The sequence below is a fragment of the Clostridium sp. KNHs216 genome (assembly GCF_006714885.1).
Taxonomy (GTDB): domain Bacteria; phylum Bacillota; class Clostridia; order Oscillospirales; family Acutalibacteraceae; genus Caproiciproducens.
In genome coordinates, this window is record NZ_VFMF01000001.1 from 2,282,357 (window position 1) to 2,296,989 (window position 14,633).

The 14,633-nt window shown below is 58.3% G+C and carries 15 protein-coding genes; 3 read left to right on the forward strand and 12 right to left on the reverse strand.

Annotated features, from left to right (window positions below; genetic code table 11):
• The first annotated feature begins 37 nt into the window (after window positions 1-37).
• The 3 genes from LY85_RS19305 to LY85_RS11090 are packed head-to-tail and all read left to right on the forward strand — an operon-like array spanning window position 38 to window position 968.
• The gene (locus tag LY85_RS19305; protein WP_185741191.1) at window positions 38-208 is read left to right on the forward strand and encodes a hypothetical protein; all 171 of its coding nucleotides are present in this window, start codon (window positions 38-40) and stop codon (window positions 206-208) included.
• Window positions 209-574: a hypothetical protein gene (locus LY85_RS11085; protein WP_052010766.1), complete on the forward strand. Its 366-nt coding sequence runs from the start codon at window positions 209-211 to the stop codon at window positions 572-574.
• Between the two features lie 10 nt (window positions 575-584).
• Window positions 585-968: a hypothetical protein gene (locus tag LY85_RS11090; protein ID WP_141826687.1), complete on the forward strand. Its 384-nt coding sequence runs from the start codon at window positions 585-587 to the stop codon at window positions 966-968.
• A gap of 3 nt (window positions 969-971) precedes the next feature.
• On the opposite strand, the gene LY85_RS19310 is transcribed toward LY85_RS11090, so the two are convergent.
• The 12 genes from LY85_RS19310 to LY85_RS11150 all read right to left on the reverse strand — a co-directional run bounded on the left by LY85_RS19310 (window position 972) and on the right by LY85_RS11150 (window position 14,632).
• Window positions 972-1,871, reverse strand: coding sequence for a hypothetical protein (locus LY85_RS19310; protein WP_052010767.1), 900 nt, complete (start codon window positions 1,869-1,871; stop codon window positions 972-974).
• Window positions 1,872-1,889: 18 nt separating this feature from the next.
• Window positions 1,890-3,152: a glutamate-5-semialdehyde dehydrogenase gene (locus LY85_RS11100; RefSeq protein ID WP_279231018.1), complete on the reverse strand. Its 1,263-nt coding sequence runs from the start codon at window positions 3,150-3,152 to the stop codon at window positions 1,890-1,892.
• A 1-nt stretch (window position 3,153) separates the two neighbouring features.
• Complete coding sequence (proB, locus tag LY85_RS11105; protein ID WP_141826689.1) at window positions 3,154-3,954, reverse strand: glutamate 5-kinase; 801 nt, start codon at window positions 3,952-3,954, stop codon at window positions 3,154-3,156.
• Window positions 3,955-5,431: 1,477 nt separating this feature from the next.
• The gene (locus LY85_RS11110) at window positions 5,432-7,690 is read right to left on the reverse strand and encodes a polyribonucleotide nucleotidyltransferase (RefSeq protein ID WP_141826690.1); all 2,259 of its coding nucleotides are present in this window, start codon (window positions 7,688-7,690) and stop codon (window positions 5,432-5,434) included.
• 176 nt (window positions 7,691-7,866) lie between these two features.
• On the reverse strand, window positions 7,867-8,130 hold the full coding sequence (gene rpsO / locus LY85_RS11115) for a 30S ribosomal protein S15 (protein ID WP_038326204.1): 264 nt from the start codon (window positions 8,128-8,130) through the stop codon (window positions 7,867-7,869).
• Window positions 8,131-8,271: 141 nt separating this feature from the next.
• Window positions 8,272-9,213, reverse strand: coding sequence for a riboflavin biosynthesis protein RibF (ribF, locus tag LY85_RS11120; RefSeq protein ID WP_141826691.1), 942 nt, complete (start codon window positions 9,211-9,213; stop codon window positions 8,272-8,274).
• Window positions 9,214-9,266: 53 nt separating this feature from the next.
• Entirely contained in the window at window positions 9,267-10,181 is a 915-nt protein-coding gene (gene truB / locus LY85_RS11125; protein ID WP_141826692.1) for a tRNA pseudouridine(55) synthase TruB, read from the reverse strand.
• A 20-nt stretch (window positions 10,182-10,201) separates the two neighbouring features.
• A complete protein-coding gene (locus LY85_RS11130) occupies window positions 10,202-11,146 on the reverse strand; it encodes a bifunctional oligoribonuclease/PAP phosphatase NrnA (RefSeq protein ID WP_038326206.1) in 945 nt (314 codons plus the stop codon).
• Window positions 11,143-11,493, reverse strand: coding sequence for a 30S ribosome-binding factor RbfA (rbfA, locus tag LY85_RS11135; RefSeq protein WP_141826693.1), 351 nt, complete (start codon window positions 11,491-11,493; stop codon window positions 11,143-11,145). Before rbfA ends, LY85_RS11130 begins: the two co-directional genes overlap by 4 nt.
• Window positions 11,494-11,523: 30 nt before the next feature.
• Entirely contained in the window at window positions 11,524-14,031 is a 2,508-nt protein-coding gene (infB, locus tag LY85_RS11140) for a translation initiation factor IF-2 (protein ID WP_141826694.1), read from the reverse strand.
• Window positions 14,032-14,049: 18 nt separating this feature from the next.
• The gene (locus tag LY85_RS11145; protein WP_038326209.1) at window positions 14,050-14,370 is read right to left on the reverse strand and encodes a ribosomal L7Ae/L30e/S12e/Gadd45 family protein; all 321 of its coding nucleotides are present in this window, start codon (window positions 14,368-14,370) and stop codon (window positions 14,050-14,052) included.
• Entirely contained in the window at window positions 14,363-14,632 is a 270-nt protein-coding gene (locus tag LY85_RS11150; RefSeq protein WP_038326212.1) for a YlxR family protein, read from the reverse strand. Before LY85_RS11150 ends, LY85_RS11145 begins: the two co-directional genes overlap by 8 nt.
• Window position 14,633 lies beyond the last annotated feature (1 nt).

The following is a 14,633-nucleotide window of genomic DNA, read 5'->3' on the forward strand; positions in this document are numbered from 1 at the left end:
AAAGTCCCGCATCATACAATGATAGCGGGGTGATTGTATGCCAAACAATGATTCGCAAAAACAACTGTTGGAAAGCCTGATCAGCCAGCTGAATCCGACGGACCGCAAGAAGCTGCAGGATGTCCTTTCCGACAAGACCGCTACGGAAAAAATACTCAGCACACCACAGGCTCAGGAACTTTTAAAGAAATTTTCGGGAGGAAAATAAATGGACGATCTTGCCGCTATGCTCGGTGAGCTGTTAAAAAGCCCGGGCGCCATGGATAAGCTCAAAGGGCTTGCCAGCGGCCTGTTAGGCGGTGCGGCGGCGGAGCCGGCGGCAGGCGGCGACGCTCCCCCACCGGAGCCGCCCGACGGCGGTTCTCCGCTCGGGATCGACGCCGATGCTCTGCAAATGATGACGAAAATCGCGCCGCTGCTTTCCAGCTTCCGGCAGGAAGACGACAGCACAAGGTTTCTGCACGCCCTGCGGCCCCTTCTCAGCGAGGAGCGTCAAAAAAAGCTTGATGAAGCCACCAAGCTTTTGCAGTTGATGAGGCTCCTTCCTCTTTTCAAAAGCAGCGGAATATTCTGAGGTGTAAATCATGGCTGACAATTATACTTATGATTTTCAGCGCCTGCAGCAGGACGCGATCCGCAGGGCGCGGGAAATGCAGGCGAGAGCCCGGGTACCCGACCCGCCGCTGAACCAGGGCGCGCCCGGACCGCCGGCCGCACCCGCGGCGCAGCCTTCCACGGCCCCGCCGCAGCAGCACAGCGCCCCGGCCCCGCAGCATGTTCCTGCGCCGGAAGCCGGGCAGCAGCATGAGCGCGAGCCGTCCTTCGGCCCGCTTTCCCCCGTCAAGGATATTTTCGACAGCCTGATGAGCGACAGCGAACGCACGCTGCTTCTGGTGCTGATTCTTCTGCTGACGGAGGAAAAGGCGGACATCGGGCTGATTTTCGCGCTGATGTATCTGGTTCTGTGACCGTCAGCCTTCGGGGGCCTGTATGGCGTAAACATATTCCTGACCGGTAGAGGAATCGGTTTTCAGCACATAATCCATATATTTGGTGGGGGTAGGAGCGGCGACGGCGCTGGTCGTCTGTGTGCGCCACGTATCGCTGGGCGAAACGTAGCCGACATGCAGAACGGTGCTGTCGCCCTGCTTTTTTGCGCTCTCCGTGTAAGGCAGAAAGCTGCTGTCCGAAGAGTACAGCGCCACGTGGAACTGGTTTTCCTCCGAATTGTATTCAAAGAAGGTTTCCTGGGCGGGCGTTTTCGGCTGAAGCTGACAGTCCGGGCCGAACAGCGCGCGGCAGGAGTCCACCACGTCGCCGAGCGGGACCAGGATTCTGCCCGTGTCGTCGTAGCTGTTGTAATTGGTCCCGTTGTTTTCCGTGATGGTTTTCCACAGGGAAGCGTTCAGGACAAACTCCTCGTCGGCCTTGTCGGGGGACGCAAAGGGCTTCGGGTCCTGCATCACGACGGTGGTGAGGAAGGAATCGTAGGCGCGCAGCTTGCTGTCGTCGGTTGCCGCGAAATAGATGCTTTTCCCGATGGTGGCGGCAATGAATCCGACGCCGACCAGCGCGAGGATGAGCACCAGCGCGCCGACCGCCACTCCGTAGCGGCGGCGTCTGCGCCGTACCGTTCTGACGGGTCTTTCCGGCACCTCCGGTTCTTCCGGCTCCGGCTCCGGTTCCAGCCCGTCGTCCCATTTTGTTAAGAGCTCCTCGCCCTCGTCCTGCTGCTCCTCCGGCAGGAAATCGTCGATTTCAATATCCTGCGGCGGCTCAGCGGTCTCCGGCTGTTCCTCCGGCTTGTCGCCGTACACGCCGCGATAGTCGGCCGAGAACCCCTCTATCTTCCTTCTCTGTCTTTTACTCATCTGAAAATACTCCGTTTTCTATCTTATTTGGCCGCTGCCGCTGATAATAAACTTCGTAGACGTCAGTTCATTCGCGCCCATCGGTCCGCGCGCGTGCAGCTTCTGCGTGGAAATGCCGATTTCCGCGCCCAGCCCGAATTCGCCCCCGTCGGTAAAACGGGTGGAAGCGTTGACGTACACCGCTGCGGAATCCACCTGCTCCGTGAATTTCTGTGCGTTTTCATAGCTTTTTGTCACGATCGCCTCGCTGTGGCCGCTGGAATACCGCGCGATATGCTCGATCGCTTCCCCGATATCTCCGACCACCTTGACCGCGAGGATATAATCCAGATATTCGGTCGCCCAGTCCTCTTCCACCGCGGCAATCACGCCGGGACCGAGGATCTCCCTCGTCCGCTCGCAGCCGCGGATCTCCACGTTCTTTTCGTCGAGCCGCGCCTTGATGACCGGCAGCGCCTTTTCGGCGATATCCCGGTGGACAAGCACGGTTTCGATCGCGTTGCAGACGGACGGGCGCGAGGTCTTCGCGTTATAAATAATATTCGCCGCCATATCGATGTCGGCGGAATCGTCCACATAGACGTGGCAGTTGCCCGAGCCGGTCTCGATCACCGGCACGCGGGAATTCTGGACCACGGACTGAATCAGCCCCCGGCCCCCGCGCGGGATCAGCACGTCGATCGCTCCGGTAAGCTGCATCATTTCCACAGAGGACGCGCGGCTGGTGTCCTGTACCAGCTGGATGCTGTTTTTCGGCAGCCCGGCTTCCTCCGCCGCGGAGCGCATGATTTCGGCGATGCAGGTGTTGGAGCGGATGGCCTCCTTGCCGCCGCGCAGAATGACCGCGTTCCCCGCCTTCAGGCAGAGCGCCGCGGCGTCCGCCGTGACATTGGGCCTTGCCTCGTAAATAATGCCGATGACGCCGAGCGGTACGCGCACCTGCTCGATTTTCAGGCCGTTGGGCCGCACGCCGCCGCCCACAACCGACCCGATCGGGTCGGTCTGCGCCGCAACGCCGCGGATTCCCTCCGCCATCCCCTTGATTCTGGCGGGGTTCAGCGTCAGCCGGTCCAGCAGGGATTCGCTCATGCCGCTTTCCCGGGCGGCTTTCAAATCCAGTCCGTTGGCGGAAAGGATTTCCTTTTCCCCGTTTTCAATCGCCGCCGCCATCGCGGAAAGCGCGGCGTTTTTCTTCGCTCCCGCCGAGGCAAGGACGCGGGCGGCTTCCTTCGCGTTTTTTCCCATTTGTTCTATCACGGTCATGGTATCACCCCTTCTTATCTTACTGCTTTCTTGTGCCGAAAAGTGTCCCTATTTGTACACCGTCGAAAAGCCGGTACAGTGCTTTCGGGTCCGCGCCGCTCATTACACAGCAGGGGATTCCCGCCTCGTTCGCGATCGCGGCCGCGCTCACCTTGGTGCTCATTCCGCCCGTCCCGCGGTTGGAACCGGTCCCCCCCGCCAGCGCGCGGACCTCGTCCGTGACCTGCGCCACATAGGGGATGCGCTTTGCTTCGGGGTCCACGCGGGGGTTCGCGTCGTACAGGCCGTCAATGTCCGTCAGGATGACCAGCAGGTCCGCGTCCGTCAGCACGGCGACCGTTGCGGAAAGCGTGTCGTTGTCGCCGAAATTGTTGCCGACCAGCTCGTCGATGGCGACGGAGTCGTTTTCGTTGACGACCGGGATAATTCCCATTTTAATCAGCTCGGTAAAAGTATTCTGGGTATTTTGCTTGTTGTGCTCGTTCGCGACCACGTCCCCGGTCAAAAGCACTTGAGCGACCGTCTGGTTGTACTCGCCGAACAGCTTGTCGTACATGAACATCAGCTCACACTGGCCCACCGCGGCGATCGCCTGTTTTTTCTCCGTTTCCTGCGGTCGTTCCGGCAGCCCGAGCTTTCCGACGCCGACACCGATTGCCCCGGAGGTGACAAGGACGATTTCCCTGCCCGCGTTCTGAAGATCGGTCAGCACCTTGCACAGCGTTTCCATCCTGCGCAGGTTCAGTTTCCCGTTTTCGTAAGTAAGGGTGGAGGTACCCACCTTAACGACGATTCTTTTTGCCTGTGTTACAGCCGACATGTTCCCATTCTCCTAAAATTTTTATACCCTAAATTATATCATAATCCGCCGGGGTTTTGAAGGAATATCTTTTGAACGAACGGTAAATTCCGCAAAAATCCGGGGTTTTTTTGGTGCAGAAGCGGCGCGTGCCCATCAATCCCCATATTTTTCCCTAATTTTCCATTATCTATTGCACAATTAGAAAAAACGCGCTATAATCGGTTTTGTAAGGCACAAATAAAAGTGCAACGCAGGAACGGGGTGTACCACCACCCCGCCCCCTGCATACGGAGAGCACGCTCCATACACAACCGAAAAATCGGCACGCTGCGGATATTATTATACCGCCTCTTTACCGTTTTGTACAGAGGGGATTTTGTATCCGCGGGCACCTGACGACGTTGTATATGGATTAAGAATATCCGTGTACGGCGTTTTTTTGTGCCTTGCCGCAGGGAGACCGGCGGCGAGAGTCCCCCTTTATGGCTTTTCCCGCCGGTTCTTTTTGTGTTAAATTCTTAATTCCTTGAAAATTTCCTTTTTCGGCCCCGTTCTGAAGGGGCCGCCACATGGTGGGTGGGGAGTTTATATACGTTTGCCCGGGGGGATTTCCCTCTTCCCCCCGGGACCCCCTTTATTTTCCTCAGTTTCCGTATCCCTCCGTCAATGAAAACCATAAAGGTATCTTATCTCATAGAGGTGTCTTGGGGATACCTGGGGGTGCAGGGGGATTTTATGGAACCCTCCCGCCGGGAATTCAAAATCCCCCTGCGCGGACCTGCCGGTCGGGAAGCGGACCATGCGGTCGGCACGCGCCTACGGCGATGCTCTCAGACAGTTTATGTGTAATTGACTCCCTTCGTCGCGCCGAGCGCGACACCTCCCTCACGGAGGGAGGCAGGGGTTCGGCACCCTCCCACAGGAAGTTAAGTTCCCGTTTTCGTATCCCTTCGTCAATGAAAATCACAGGAGTATCGTATCCCTAACAACACTTTGGGGATACCTGGGGGTGCAGGGGGATTTTATGGAACCCTCCCGCCGGGAATTCAAAATCCCCCTGCGCGTCCTTTGCCTACTTTCGGACAAACGCGAAAGTAGGGGCCCGCCCGGCCTGAGGGCAGACCATGCGGTCGGCAGGCGCCTACGGCGATGCTCTCAGATAGCTATCTGTTGAATTGCGTTGATACGTTTCCGAAGAAACTCCTTCCGTCGCGCCGGGCGCGCCACATCCCTCACGGAGGGAGGCGGGGGATTAGGCTCCCATTTTGAGGAAGCTGGCAGGCGAAGCCCGGACCGGCGAGGTCCTGACTGAAAGATTACAACTCGGCCCCCATTTTTGAAGGGGCCGCCACTTGGTGGAGGAGTTTAACATATGCTTGGCCGGGCGGAGGCCGTCCCTCCCCCCGGAACCAAGCGGAAAAAATTTCGGCCTGCAAATAAAAAACTCCCGGAATTATTCTCCGGGAGTTTTCTTTATAAATGAAGTTGATTCCGCTTAGTCCTTCGGTTCGCGCGGCTTGTTGGTGTTTGCAATAAAGCCGTTGCTTGCGCGGGGACGGTCGTCGTGACGGTCGTCACGGCGGTCATCGCGGCGGCGGTCGTCGCGGCGCGGCGCGGGACGGCGGGGAGAATCGGAAATCTCATTTTCCGGAGTAAGGCCATCCACTTCGATCAGAGCGTCGCGGCGGGAAAGGTTCAGCCTGCCTTTGTCGTCTATTTCCAGCACCTTGACCATGATTTCGTCGCCGACATTGACGACGTCGGTCACCTTCTCGGTGCGCTTGACGTCCAGACGGGAAATATGCACAAGGCCCTCTTTGCCCGGCGCAATTTCCACAAACGCGCCGAAGTCCATCAGACGGGTCACCTTGCCGTTGTAAATCGCGCCCGGCTCGGGGTCGTTCACGATCGTATCGATAATGGTCATTGCGCGCTGGCAGTTTTCGGCGTCGATACCGGAAACGAACACGTGTCCGTCCTCTTCCACATCGACCTTCACGTCGCACTCGGCGCAGATTTTCTGAATCACCTTGCCGCCGGTGCCGATCACTTCGCGGATCTTTTCAACCGGAATCAGGGTGGACAGCATCTTCGGGGCGTACTTGGAAAGCTCCTTGCGCGGCTCCGGAATCGCCTTGAGCATGACCTCGTCAAGGATATAATCCCTTGCGTGGTGGGTTTTCTCCAGCGCTTCCTTGACCATTTCGGGGGTAAGGCCGTCGATCTTCAGGTCCATCTGAATCGCGGTAATGCCTTCGTGAGTACCGGCAACCTTAAAGTCCATGTCGCCGAAGAAGTCCTCAAGTCCCTGAATGTCGACCATGGTCATCCAGCGGTCGCCCTCGGTGATAAGGCCGCAGGAAATACCGGCGACGGCCGCCTTGATCGGCACGCCGGCGGCCATCAGGGCCAGTGTGGAGCCGCAGATGGAAGCCTGGGAGGTAGAGCCGTTGGAGGACAGCACCTCGGAAACGAGACGGTAGGCGTACGGGAACTCTTCAACGGACGGGATGACCGGAACCAGCGCCCTTTCGGCAAGCGCGCCGTGACCGATTTCGCGGCGGCCCGGGCCGCGGCTCGGTTTGGTCTCGCCTACGGAGTAGGACGGGAAATTATACTGGTGAATATAGCGTTTGCTTGTTTCCTCGTCAATGCCGTCCAGCATCTGGCAGTCGCTGACGGGGCCGAGGGTGGCGACGGTCAGAACCTGTGTCTGCCCTCTGGTAAACATGCCGGAACCGTGTACGCGCGGCAGAAGGTCAACCTCTGCGGCGAGCGGGCGCATGTCGTCCATTCCTCTGCCGTCCACGCGCTTTTTCTCGTCGAGCAGCCAGCGGCGGACAACATATTTCTGCGTTTTGTACATGCACTCGTCGATCTTGGCCGCCTGATCGGGGTAAATCTCGTCGAATTTCTCATGTACCTTTTCATAAACCGGCTTCAGCCTTGCGTCGCGCACGGTCTTGTCGTCGGTGTCCAGAGCGATTTTGACCTCTTCCATAGCAAACGCTTTGACGGCGCTGAGCATTTCCTCGTCCGGCTCGTTGCTGGGATAGGAAAACTTCTCTTTGCCGATTTCGGCCTGAATGCCCTTGATAAACGTAATGATCTTCTGGTTGGCCTCGTGTCCGGCCATAATGCCGTTGTACATCACTTCGTCGCTGACGATATCCGCGCCCGCCTCAATCATGGCGATAAGGGAATCGGTGGAGGCGACGGTGACGGCCATTTTGGAAACCTTGCGCTGCTCCGAGGTCGGGTTGATCACGTACTGCCCGTCCACATAGCCGACGGAAACGCCGGAGATCGGGCCCTTCCACGGGATATCGGAAATGCTGAGCGCAATGGAGGTACCCACCATGGCGGCGATTTCCGGCGCGCAGTCGTGGTCGACCGACATCACGGTGGCGACGACGGAAACGTCGTTGCGCATGTCCTTCGGGAACAGAGGACGGATCGGGCGGTCGATCACGCGGGAGGTCAGAATCGCCCTGTCGCTCGGGCGGCCCTCGCGCTTAATGTAGGAGCCCGGAATCCGGCCGACGGAATAGAGCTTTTCCTCAAAGTCAACGGAAAGAGGAAAGAAATCCACGCCCTCGCGGGGCTTGGAGGATGCGGTCGCCGCAACATGGACGACGGTCTCGCCGTAGCGGACCAGGCATTCGCCGTTCGCAAGCTGCCCCATTTTTCCGGTCTCGATTACCAGGGGGCGTCCGGCAAAGTCTGTCTCATAAACCTTAAAATTTTCAAACATATTGTTCCTCCATTTTTATTTTGATACGGGAGGCAACAGGTTTAGCAATAAAACCAGCATCCGGACCCCGGCTGTTCGTTTCACTGCTAAGTCCCGCGTCTTCCCATAAAATTTACGGTTGTTCGCAAAAAGCCTAAAGGCAGGCGGTTTGCACCGCCTGCCCAAACAAACTGTAATTACTTGCGGATACCAAGCTTGGCAATAATCGAACGATAGCGCTCAATGTCAACCTTCTGCAAATAGTTAAGCAGGCTCCTTCTTGAGCCAACCATTTTCAGCAGACCGCGGCGTGAGTGGTGATCCTTCTGATGGCTCTTCAGATGCTCGGTCAGGTCGTTGATTCTCTTGGTGAGAACCGCAATCTGAACCTCTGCGGAGCCCGTGTCGCCCTCATGCGTGGCATACTCTTTAATAATTGCTGTTTTTTCTTCTTTTAACATAGTGTTTCCACCCTTTCATCAATTAACCCTCAGTCACAGAAAAAGGCCGGTGAACTCCCCAAAAGGGGCTTACTCCTGAATCCGGGAAAGGGGCATAATGCTGTATTATTATATCATGCCGATTTTGGTTTGTAAATCATTTTATGATGCGTCTGAGGAAAAACAGCCGTTTTTCTGAAAATATTCTCTGGCCTGCTCCCCATTTTTCAGTATTTCCGCTTTCAGCTCGTCCAATCCGGCGAATTTGCGCTCCGGCCGCAGGAACTGAATCAGGTCCACCCGCACGGTTTCGCCGTAGATGTCGGGCCCGTGGTAATCGGTCAGCCACGTTTCCGCCAGAACGGCGGGCGACCCCACCGTCGGCTTGATCCCCACATTGGTAACGCCGCAGTACCGCTCCCCGCCGAAAAACACTCTGGAAATATAAACGCCGAAACGCGGAAGGACAAAATCCTTCGGCACCGCCTGGTTCAGCGTGGGGGTCCCCAGCTCCCGCCCGAGCCGCCGCCCGTGCAGGACCGGCAGGATGTACCCGTAGGGCCGCCCCAGAAGCCTTGCCGCCTCGTCCACGTCGCCGTTGGCGATCGTGGAGCGGATTCGGGTGGAGCTGACCGGCTCACCGTCCAGCAGGACGGCGTGGGTCACGGCGGTTTCCATTCCGCGTTCCCCGCAAAGGCGGGAAAGCATTTTGCTGTCCCCTTTTCCGCCGCGCCCGAACGTGAAGTTGAACCCGCAGCAGACTTTTTTCGCGCGGCAGACCTTTTGCAGAATCTGGCCGACGAATTCCTCCGCGGACAAATCCTTTACCGCCGAAAAATCCAGGATGTAAAGCTGTTCTACGCCGAATTCTTCCAGCAGGCGGATTTTCTGCTCCTGCGTAATGATCTCCCCGCCCGCGCTTCCGCCCAGATCGGTGAGCGGGTTGTGCGCGAAGGTGAGCACTGTTGGGACAAGGCCCTTCTTCTTCGCCTCCACCGCTGTGGAAATCACCTTTTTGTGTCCGATATGCAAACCGTCAAAGCTGCCCAGCGCAACGGCGGAATCGCCGGCAGAGGGCGTCAAATCGTAGTAAACGTTCATCATGCATTCTTCTCCAGTATCAAGACTTGCAAAATCCGCGGTCCCTTTTGCCAAAATCAGTTCCCTTCCTCAAAGAAAAGCCGCAGCACGGAAAGCTCCGCTTTTTCCCTGTCGACGGCTCCCAGCCCCAGAAAGCTTCCTTCAGGGGAGAGCACGCGCAGAAAGGCGCCGTCCGTTTCGTCCCCCGGCAGCCCCGAAAGACGTTCCAGACTGAGCGCGCCGCCGTTGCAGAACCGCCGCGCCTGAGCGCCCGTCACCCGCAGCGCGGGGCGGCCGGAAAACAGGCTTTCGGTCGGCCGGACCTTTTGCTCCAGCGTCCCCAGTGCGGAAAGCCGCTTCGCCTCGTCCAGCGGAACCGCGTCCTCCAGCGAAAATCCGGCAGCCCGCGTCCTTCTCAGCGAGGACATCACGCCGAACGTCCCCAGCCTTTCGCCGATGTCCGCGCAGAGTGTCCGTATATAGGTTCCCGCGGAGCAGCGTACGGTCAGCACGCCGCTCTGCGTGTTTTCGTCAAATTCATTCAGAATCAGCTCATAAATCGTAACCGGGCGCTTGTCGCGCTCCACCTCTATCCCCTGCCGCGCAAGGGTATAAAGCCGCTGTCCGTTTTTCTGCACCGCAGAGTACATCGGCGGAATCTGCCAAATATTTCCGCGGAAATAAGGCAGTACGGCTTCTATTTGGGCCTTTTGAACCCTTTGGCCGCATTCCTGCAGCTTTTTGCCGGTAATATCCTGTGTGTCGGTACGGTACCCAAGCTGAAAACCGGCACGGTACTCCTTGTCCGTATCGTCCAGAAGCGAGGCCGCCCGCGTCGCCTTTCCCAAAAGCAGGGGCAGCACCCCGGTGGCCATCGGGTCAAGGGTGCCGGTGTGGCCGATTTTCTTCTGTCCGCAAAGGCGGCGCATCACCGCCACCACGTCAAACGAGGTGAAGTCCTGCGGCTTGTCTATCACGATGACCCCGTTCATGGCTTCCCTCCCGCTGTATTTTAAAGATGCTTGCCGATCTCCGCAAGCATCTGCTTCTCGGCTTCCTCCAGGGTGGTGTTAAAGGTGCACCCCGCCGCTCCCGCGTGTCCGCCGCCGCCGAAAACGGCGCAGATTTCGGAAGCGTTCTGCGGCGGCTGTGCCCGCAGGGAAATCTTGTACCCGCCGCCCGCCTTTTCGCGGATGGTCACGCCGATGACCACGCCCTCGATCGCGCGGGGAATGGAGGCCAGTCCCTCAATATCGCCCTCCGTCGCGCCGGTGCTTGCGATCATCTCATTGGTAATTTTAATGACCGCGACGCGGTTGTCGTAAAAATAGCGGATGGTATCCATGACGCAGCGCTCCATATCGATGCGCGCGCGGCTTTTCGTGTCGAACATCACGCGGTTGATCCGGTGCCCGTCGGCGCCTTTTTCAACAAGGTCCGCGGCAATACGGTACGTGGTCGGGGTCACGTTGATGTATTTGAAGCAGCCGGTATCCGTCGTAATGCCCGTATAAAGGGAATCCGCGATCACGGAATCAATTTCCACGCCCAGCAGATTGAGCAGGTCGAAAATGATTTCGCAGGTGGCGGCCGCTTTCGCGTCCAGACAGGTGCGCTTCGCGTAATCGGAGTTGGAAGGGTGATGGTCGATACAGAGATCCACCCTGTCCCCGTAAAGGCTCTGATTCGGTTCCCCGATCAGCTGCAGGTCGGCGATATCCACCGCGACGACCGTTTCGGGGGAAAACGTCTCCTCTTCCACGCCGCTGAAAAGGTACCGGTATTTCGGCACGATCGCGTCGGAGCAGCGGATCATGGCGTGTTTGCCCATTTTCTGCAGGCCCCGGCAAAGCGCCGTGGCGGAGCCCAGGGTGTCGCCGTCCGGATACTGATGGCTTAAAATCAGGATTTGGTCGGCTTCCCGCAGAAAATCGGCCGCCTCGCTTCGGGTTATCATTTTTTATCACCCCTTAAATCGTTGAGCATCCGCGAAATATTCGCGCTGTATTCGATGGAGTCGGTCGCTTTGAAGGTAAGCTCCGGCACATGCCTGAGCTCAAGCCGCGCGCCAAGCTCGTGACGGATAAAGCCGGACGCCGATTTCAGGCCGGCAACGGCCTGTTTCGCCCGCTCCATTCCCTCCATCGCGCTGACAAAAACCGTGCAGTAAGATAAATCGCTTGTGACGTCCACCCGGACAATACTGATCAGGCCCTGTACCCGCGGGTCTTTCAGCTCGCGGAAGATTGCCGTCAGCTCCCTTTTGATATCCTCGGTCGTCCGTCCCATTCTGTGGCTGGCCATTTTCTACCTCCGTATATTACACTCTCGGGATCAGTCCCTGTATTCCTCCATCACAAAGGCTTCCAGAACGTCCCCTTCCTTGATGTCGTTGAAGCGCTCCAGACCGATGCCGCAGTCGTAGCCCTCGGCGACCTCCTTCACGTCGTCCTTGAAACGGCGCAGGGAAGCGATCTTATCCTCCGTGATGACAATCCCGTCGCGCACAACGCGAATCTGTGCGGCGCGGGTGATTTTGCCCGTCGTAACGTGGGCGCCCGCAATGGTACCCACATTGGTGATTTTATAAACCTCGCGGCACTCGGCCTTGCCCAGGGGCAGTTCGCGGAATTTCGGCGCAAGCATGCCCTTCATGGCGGACTCGATTTCGTCGATACAGTCGTAGATGATGCGGTACAAACGCAGATCCACGCCGTCGCGCTTGGCGTTTTCTTCGGCGACCGGGTCGGGCCGTACGTTAAAGCCGACGATAATGGCGTTGGAAGCGGAAGCGAGCATGACGTCGGATTCGCTGATCGCGCCCACGCCGCCGTGAATGACGTTTACGCGGACTTCCTCGTTGCTCAGCTTCTCCAGCGACTGGCGGACCGCTTCCACGGAGCCCTGCACATCGGCCTTTACAATGATCTGCAGCTCCTTCATGTCGCCCTGCTTCATCTGGTCGAACAGATTGTCAAGGGTGACCTTGGTGCGGGAATTGAACCGCTCTTCCTTCAGCTCGGTGCGGCGCTGTTCCACCAGCTCCCTTGCAAGGCGCTCGTCGGACACGGCGTTGAAGATATCGCCGCCGGTCGGCACGTCGTCAAGGCCGGTGATCTCCACCGGGACGCTCGGGCCCGCCTGCTCGATCTTCTGCCCGTCCGCGTCCGTCATGGCGCGCACACGGCCAACAGTGGTGCCGGCAACAATGATATCGCCGGTGCGGAGCGTGCCGTTCTGGACCAGCATGGTCGCAATCGGGCCGCGGCCCTTGTCAAGCCTTGCCTCAATCACGGTACCCTTTGCTGCACGGTCCGGGTTGGCCTTCAGTTCCTTCATGTCCGCTGTCAGGATGATCATTTCCAGAAGATCCTTGATGCCGGTCTTCTTCACGGCGGAAACCGGGATACACGGCGTGTCGCCGCCCCACTCTTCCGGAACAAGGTCGTACTCCGTCAGCTGTTCCATGACATGCTGCGGGTTGGCGCCCGGCTTATCCATTTTATTGATCGCGACGATAATGGAAACCTCCGCGGCCTTGGCGTGATGGATCGCTTCCACGGTCTGCGGCATGATGCCGTCGTCCGCGGCGACCACCAGAATGGCGATATCCGTTACCTGCGCGCCTCTGGCACGCATGGTGGTAAACGCGGCGTGGCCCGGGGTGTCCAGGAAAGTGACGTCGCGCTCGCCCAGCTGTACCTGGTACGCGCCGATGTGCTGGGTAATGCCGCCGGCCTCGGAAGCGGTGACGTTCGCGTGGCGGATGGCGTCCAGAAGGGACGTTTTGCCGTGGTCGACGTGGCCCATAACGACAACAACCGGCGCGCGCGGCACAAGGTTGTCGTCCTTGTCCTCGCTGTCGTCGATGATCTGTTCCTCAATGGTGACGACGACTTCCTTCTCCACCTTCGCGTGGAATTCCATGGCGGCGAGGGAAGCGGTGTCGAAGTCGATGGTGTCGTTGACGGCGGCAAACACGCCCAGAGCCATCAGCTTTTTGATGACCTCGGCGGCGGTGGCCTTCAGGCGGAGCGCCAGCTCGCCGACCATAATCTCCTCCGGAATCTGGATGGTGATCGGTTTCGCCTTGCGCTCCAGCGCGATACGGCGCAGACGCTCGGCTTCCGTCTCCTTGCGGGAATTCCTCGGCCTGCCGCGGTACTGGGAGCTGCGCTGGGTCAGCTTCTGCTTCTGCACGGTATTGGTGGTGTTGATTTTTTCGGAAGCGAGGCGGTCGTATTTTTCGTTGTATTTGTCAAGCTCCACATGGGACGATCTCGTATCGACGATTCTGCCCTCGGTGCGTTTGATCGCGTTGCCGGAGTCGCCGCCGGACGGCTGCGGCCTTCTCTGCATGGTGCTCTGCTGCGGTCTTGGCGCCACAGGAGCCTTGTGCTGCTGCGGGGGCTTGGGGCCGACCGGCGTAATCTTGCCCGGCTTTACGGCCTTGCGCACAGGCGGAACAGAAGCCGGCGCGCCCTGAGCGGGATGCGCCTGGGCTGCGGGCCGCTGCGGCTGCGCGCCCTGTGCCGGACGCGGAGCTCTGGCCTGCTGCTGTACGGGCGGACGGGGCGCGGGCTTCTGCGGCTGGATGATGACATCCGGCTTTTCCGGCTCCACGACGGTCTCGTTCCGGTTTGCCTGAGCGAAATACGTGTCAAGGTTTTCGCTGCTGTTCTTCTGTGTAAACGTTTCAAAAACAAGATCGAGTTCGTTTTCGTTGAGAGCCGTCATATGTTTTTTTGTTTCACCGGCATACTTTTCCAAAGTATCAATGACATCCTTATTCGGAATGTTCAAATCCTTTGCCACCTCATGGACCCTGTATTTCATCATCATATATCAAATTCCTCCTCATTACTCTGTACCGGCCGCCTGTGCCCGGGAAAGCTCAAGCAGCTTTTTAGCGAACCCTGCGTCATTCACCGCTACAACTCCGGTTCGCTTTCCTAGAGCCATGCTGATTTCGTCCATTACCGCCCCGCAGGTCACCACCGCGGTTCCTTCTTCCCCAGCCGCCTGCCGGACGCCTCCGGCGGTTCGGGGGGAAAGGTCCGCCGCCAGCAGTATCAACGCGGCGCTTCCCTTCCTCAGCGATTCGATCGCCGCGTCATTGCCGAGCGAAAGCCTTCCGGCCCGGCGGGCAATGCCGAGAAGATGTAAGATTTTTTCATTCATTCCGGCTGATTTCCTCCTCCATACGGTCAAATACCTCGTCGGGGATTTTGCAGGAGAAGGCTTTTTCAAATCTTCTCGCCTTTCGCGCCGCTTTCAGGCAGTCTATGCTCCTGCACACATATGCGCCGCGCCCCGGCTTGCGTCCTGTCAAATCAAGAGATATTTCCTGCTCGGGCGATTTTACCACCCGCACAAGCTCTTTTTTCGGTTTCATCTCTCCGCACCCCGAGCACATCCGCATCGGTACTTTTCTTTCGTGCATT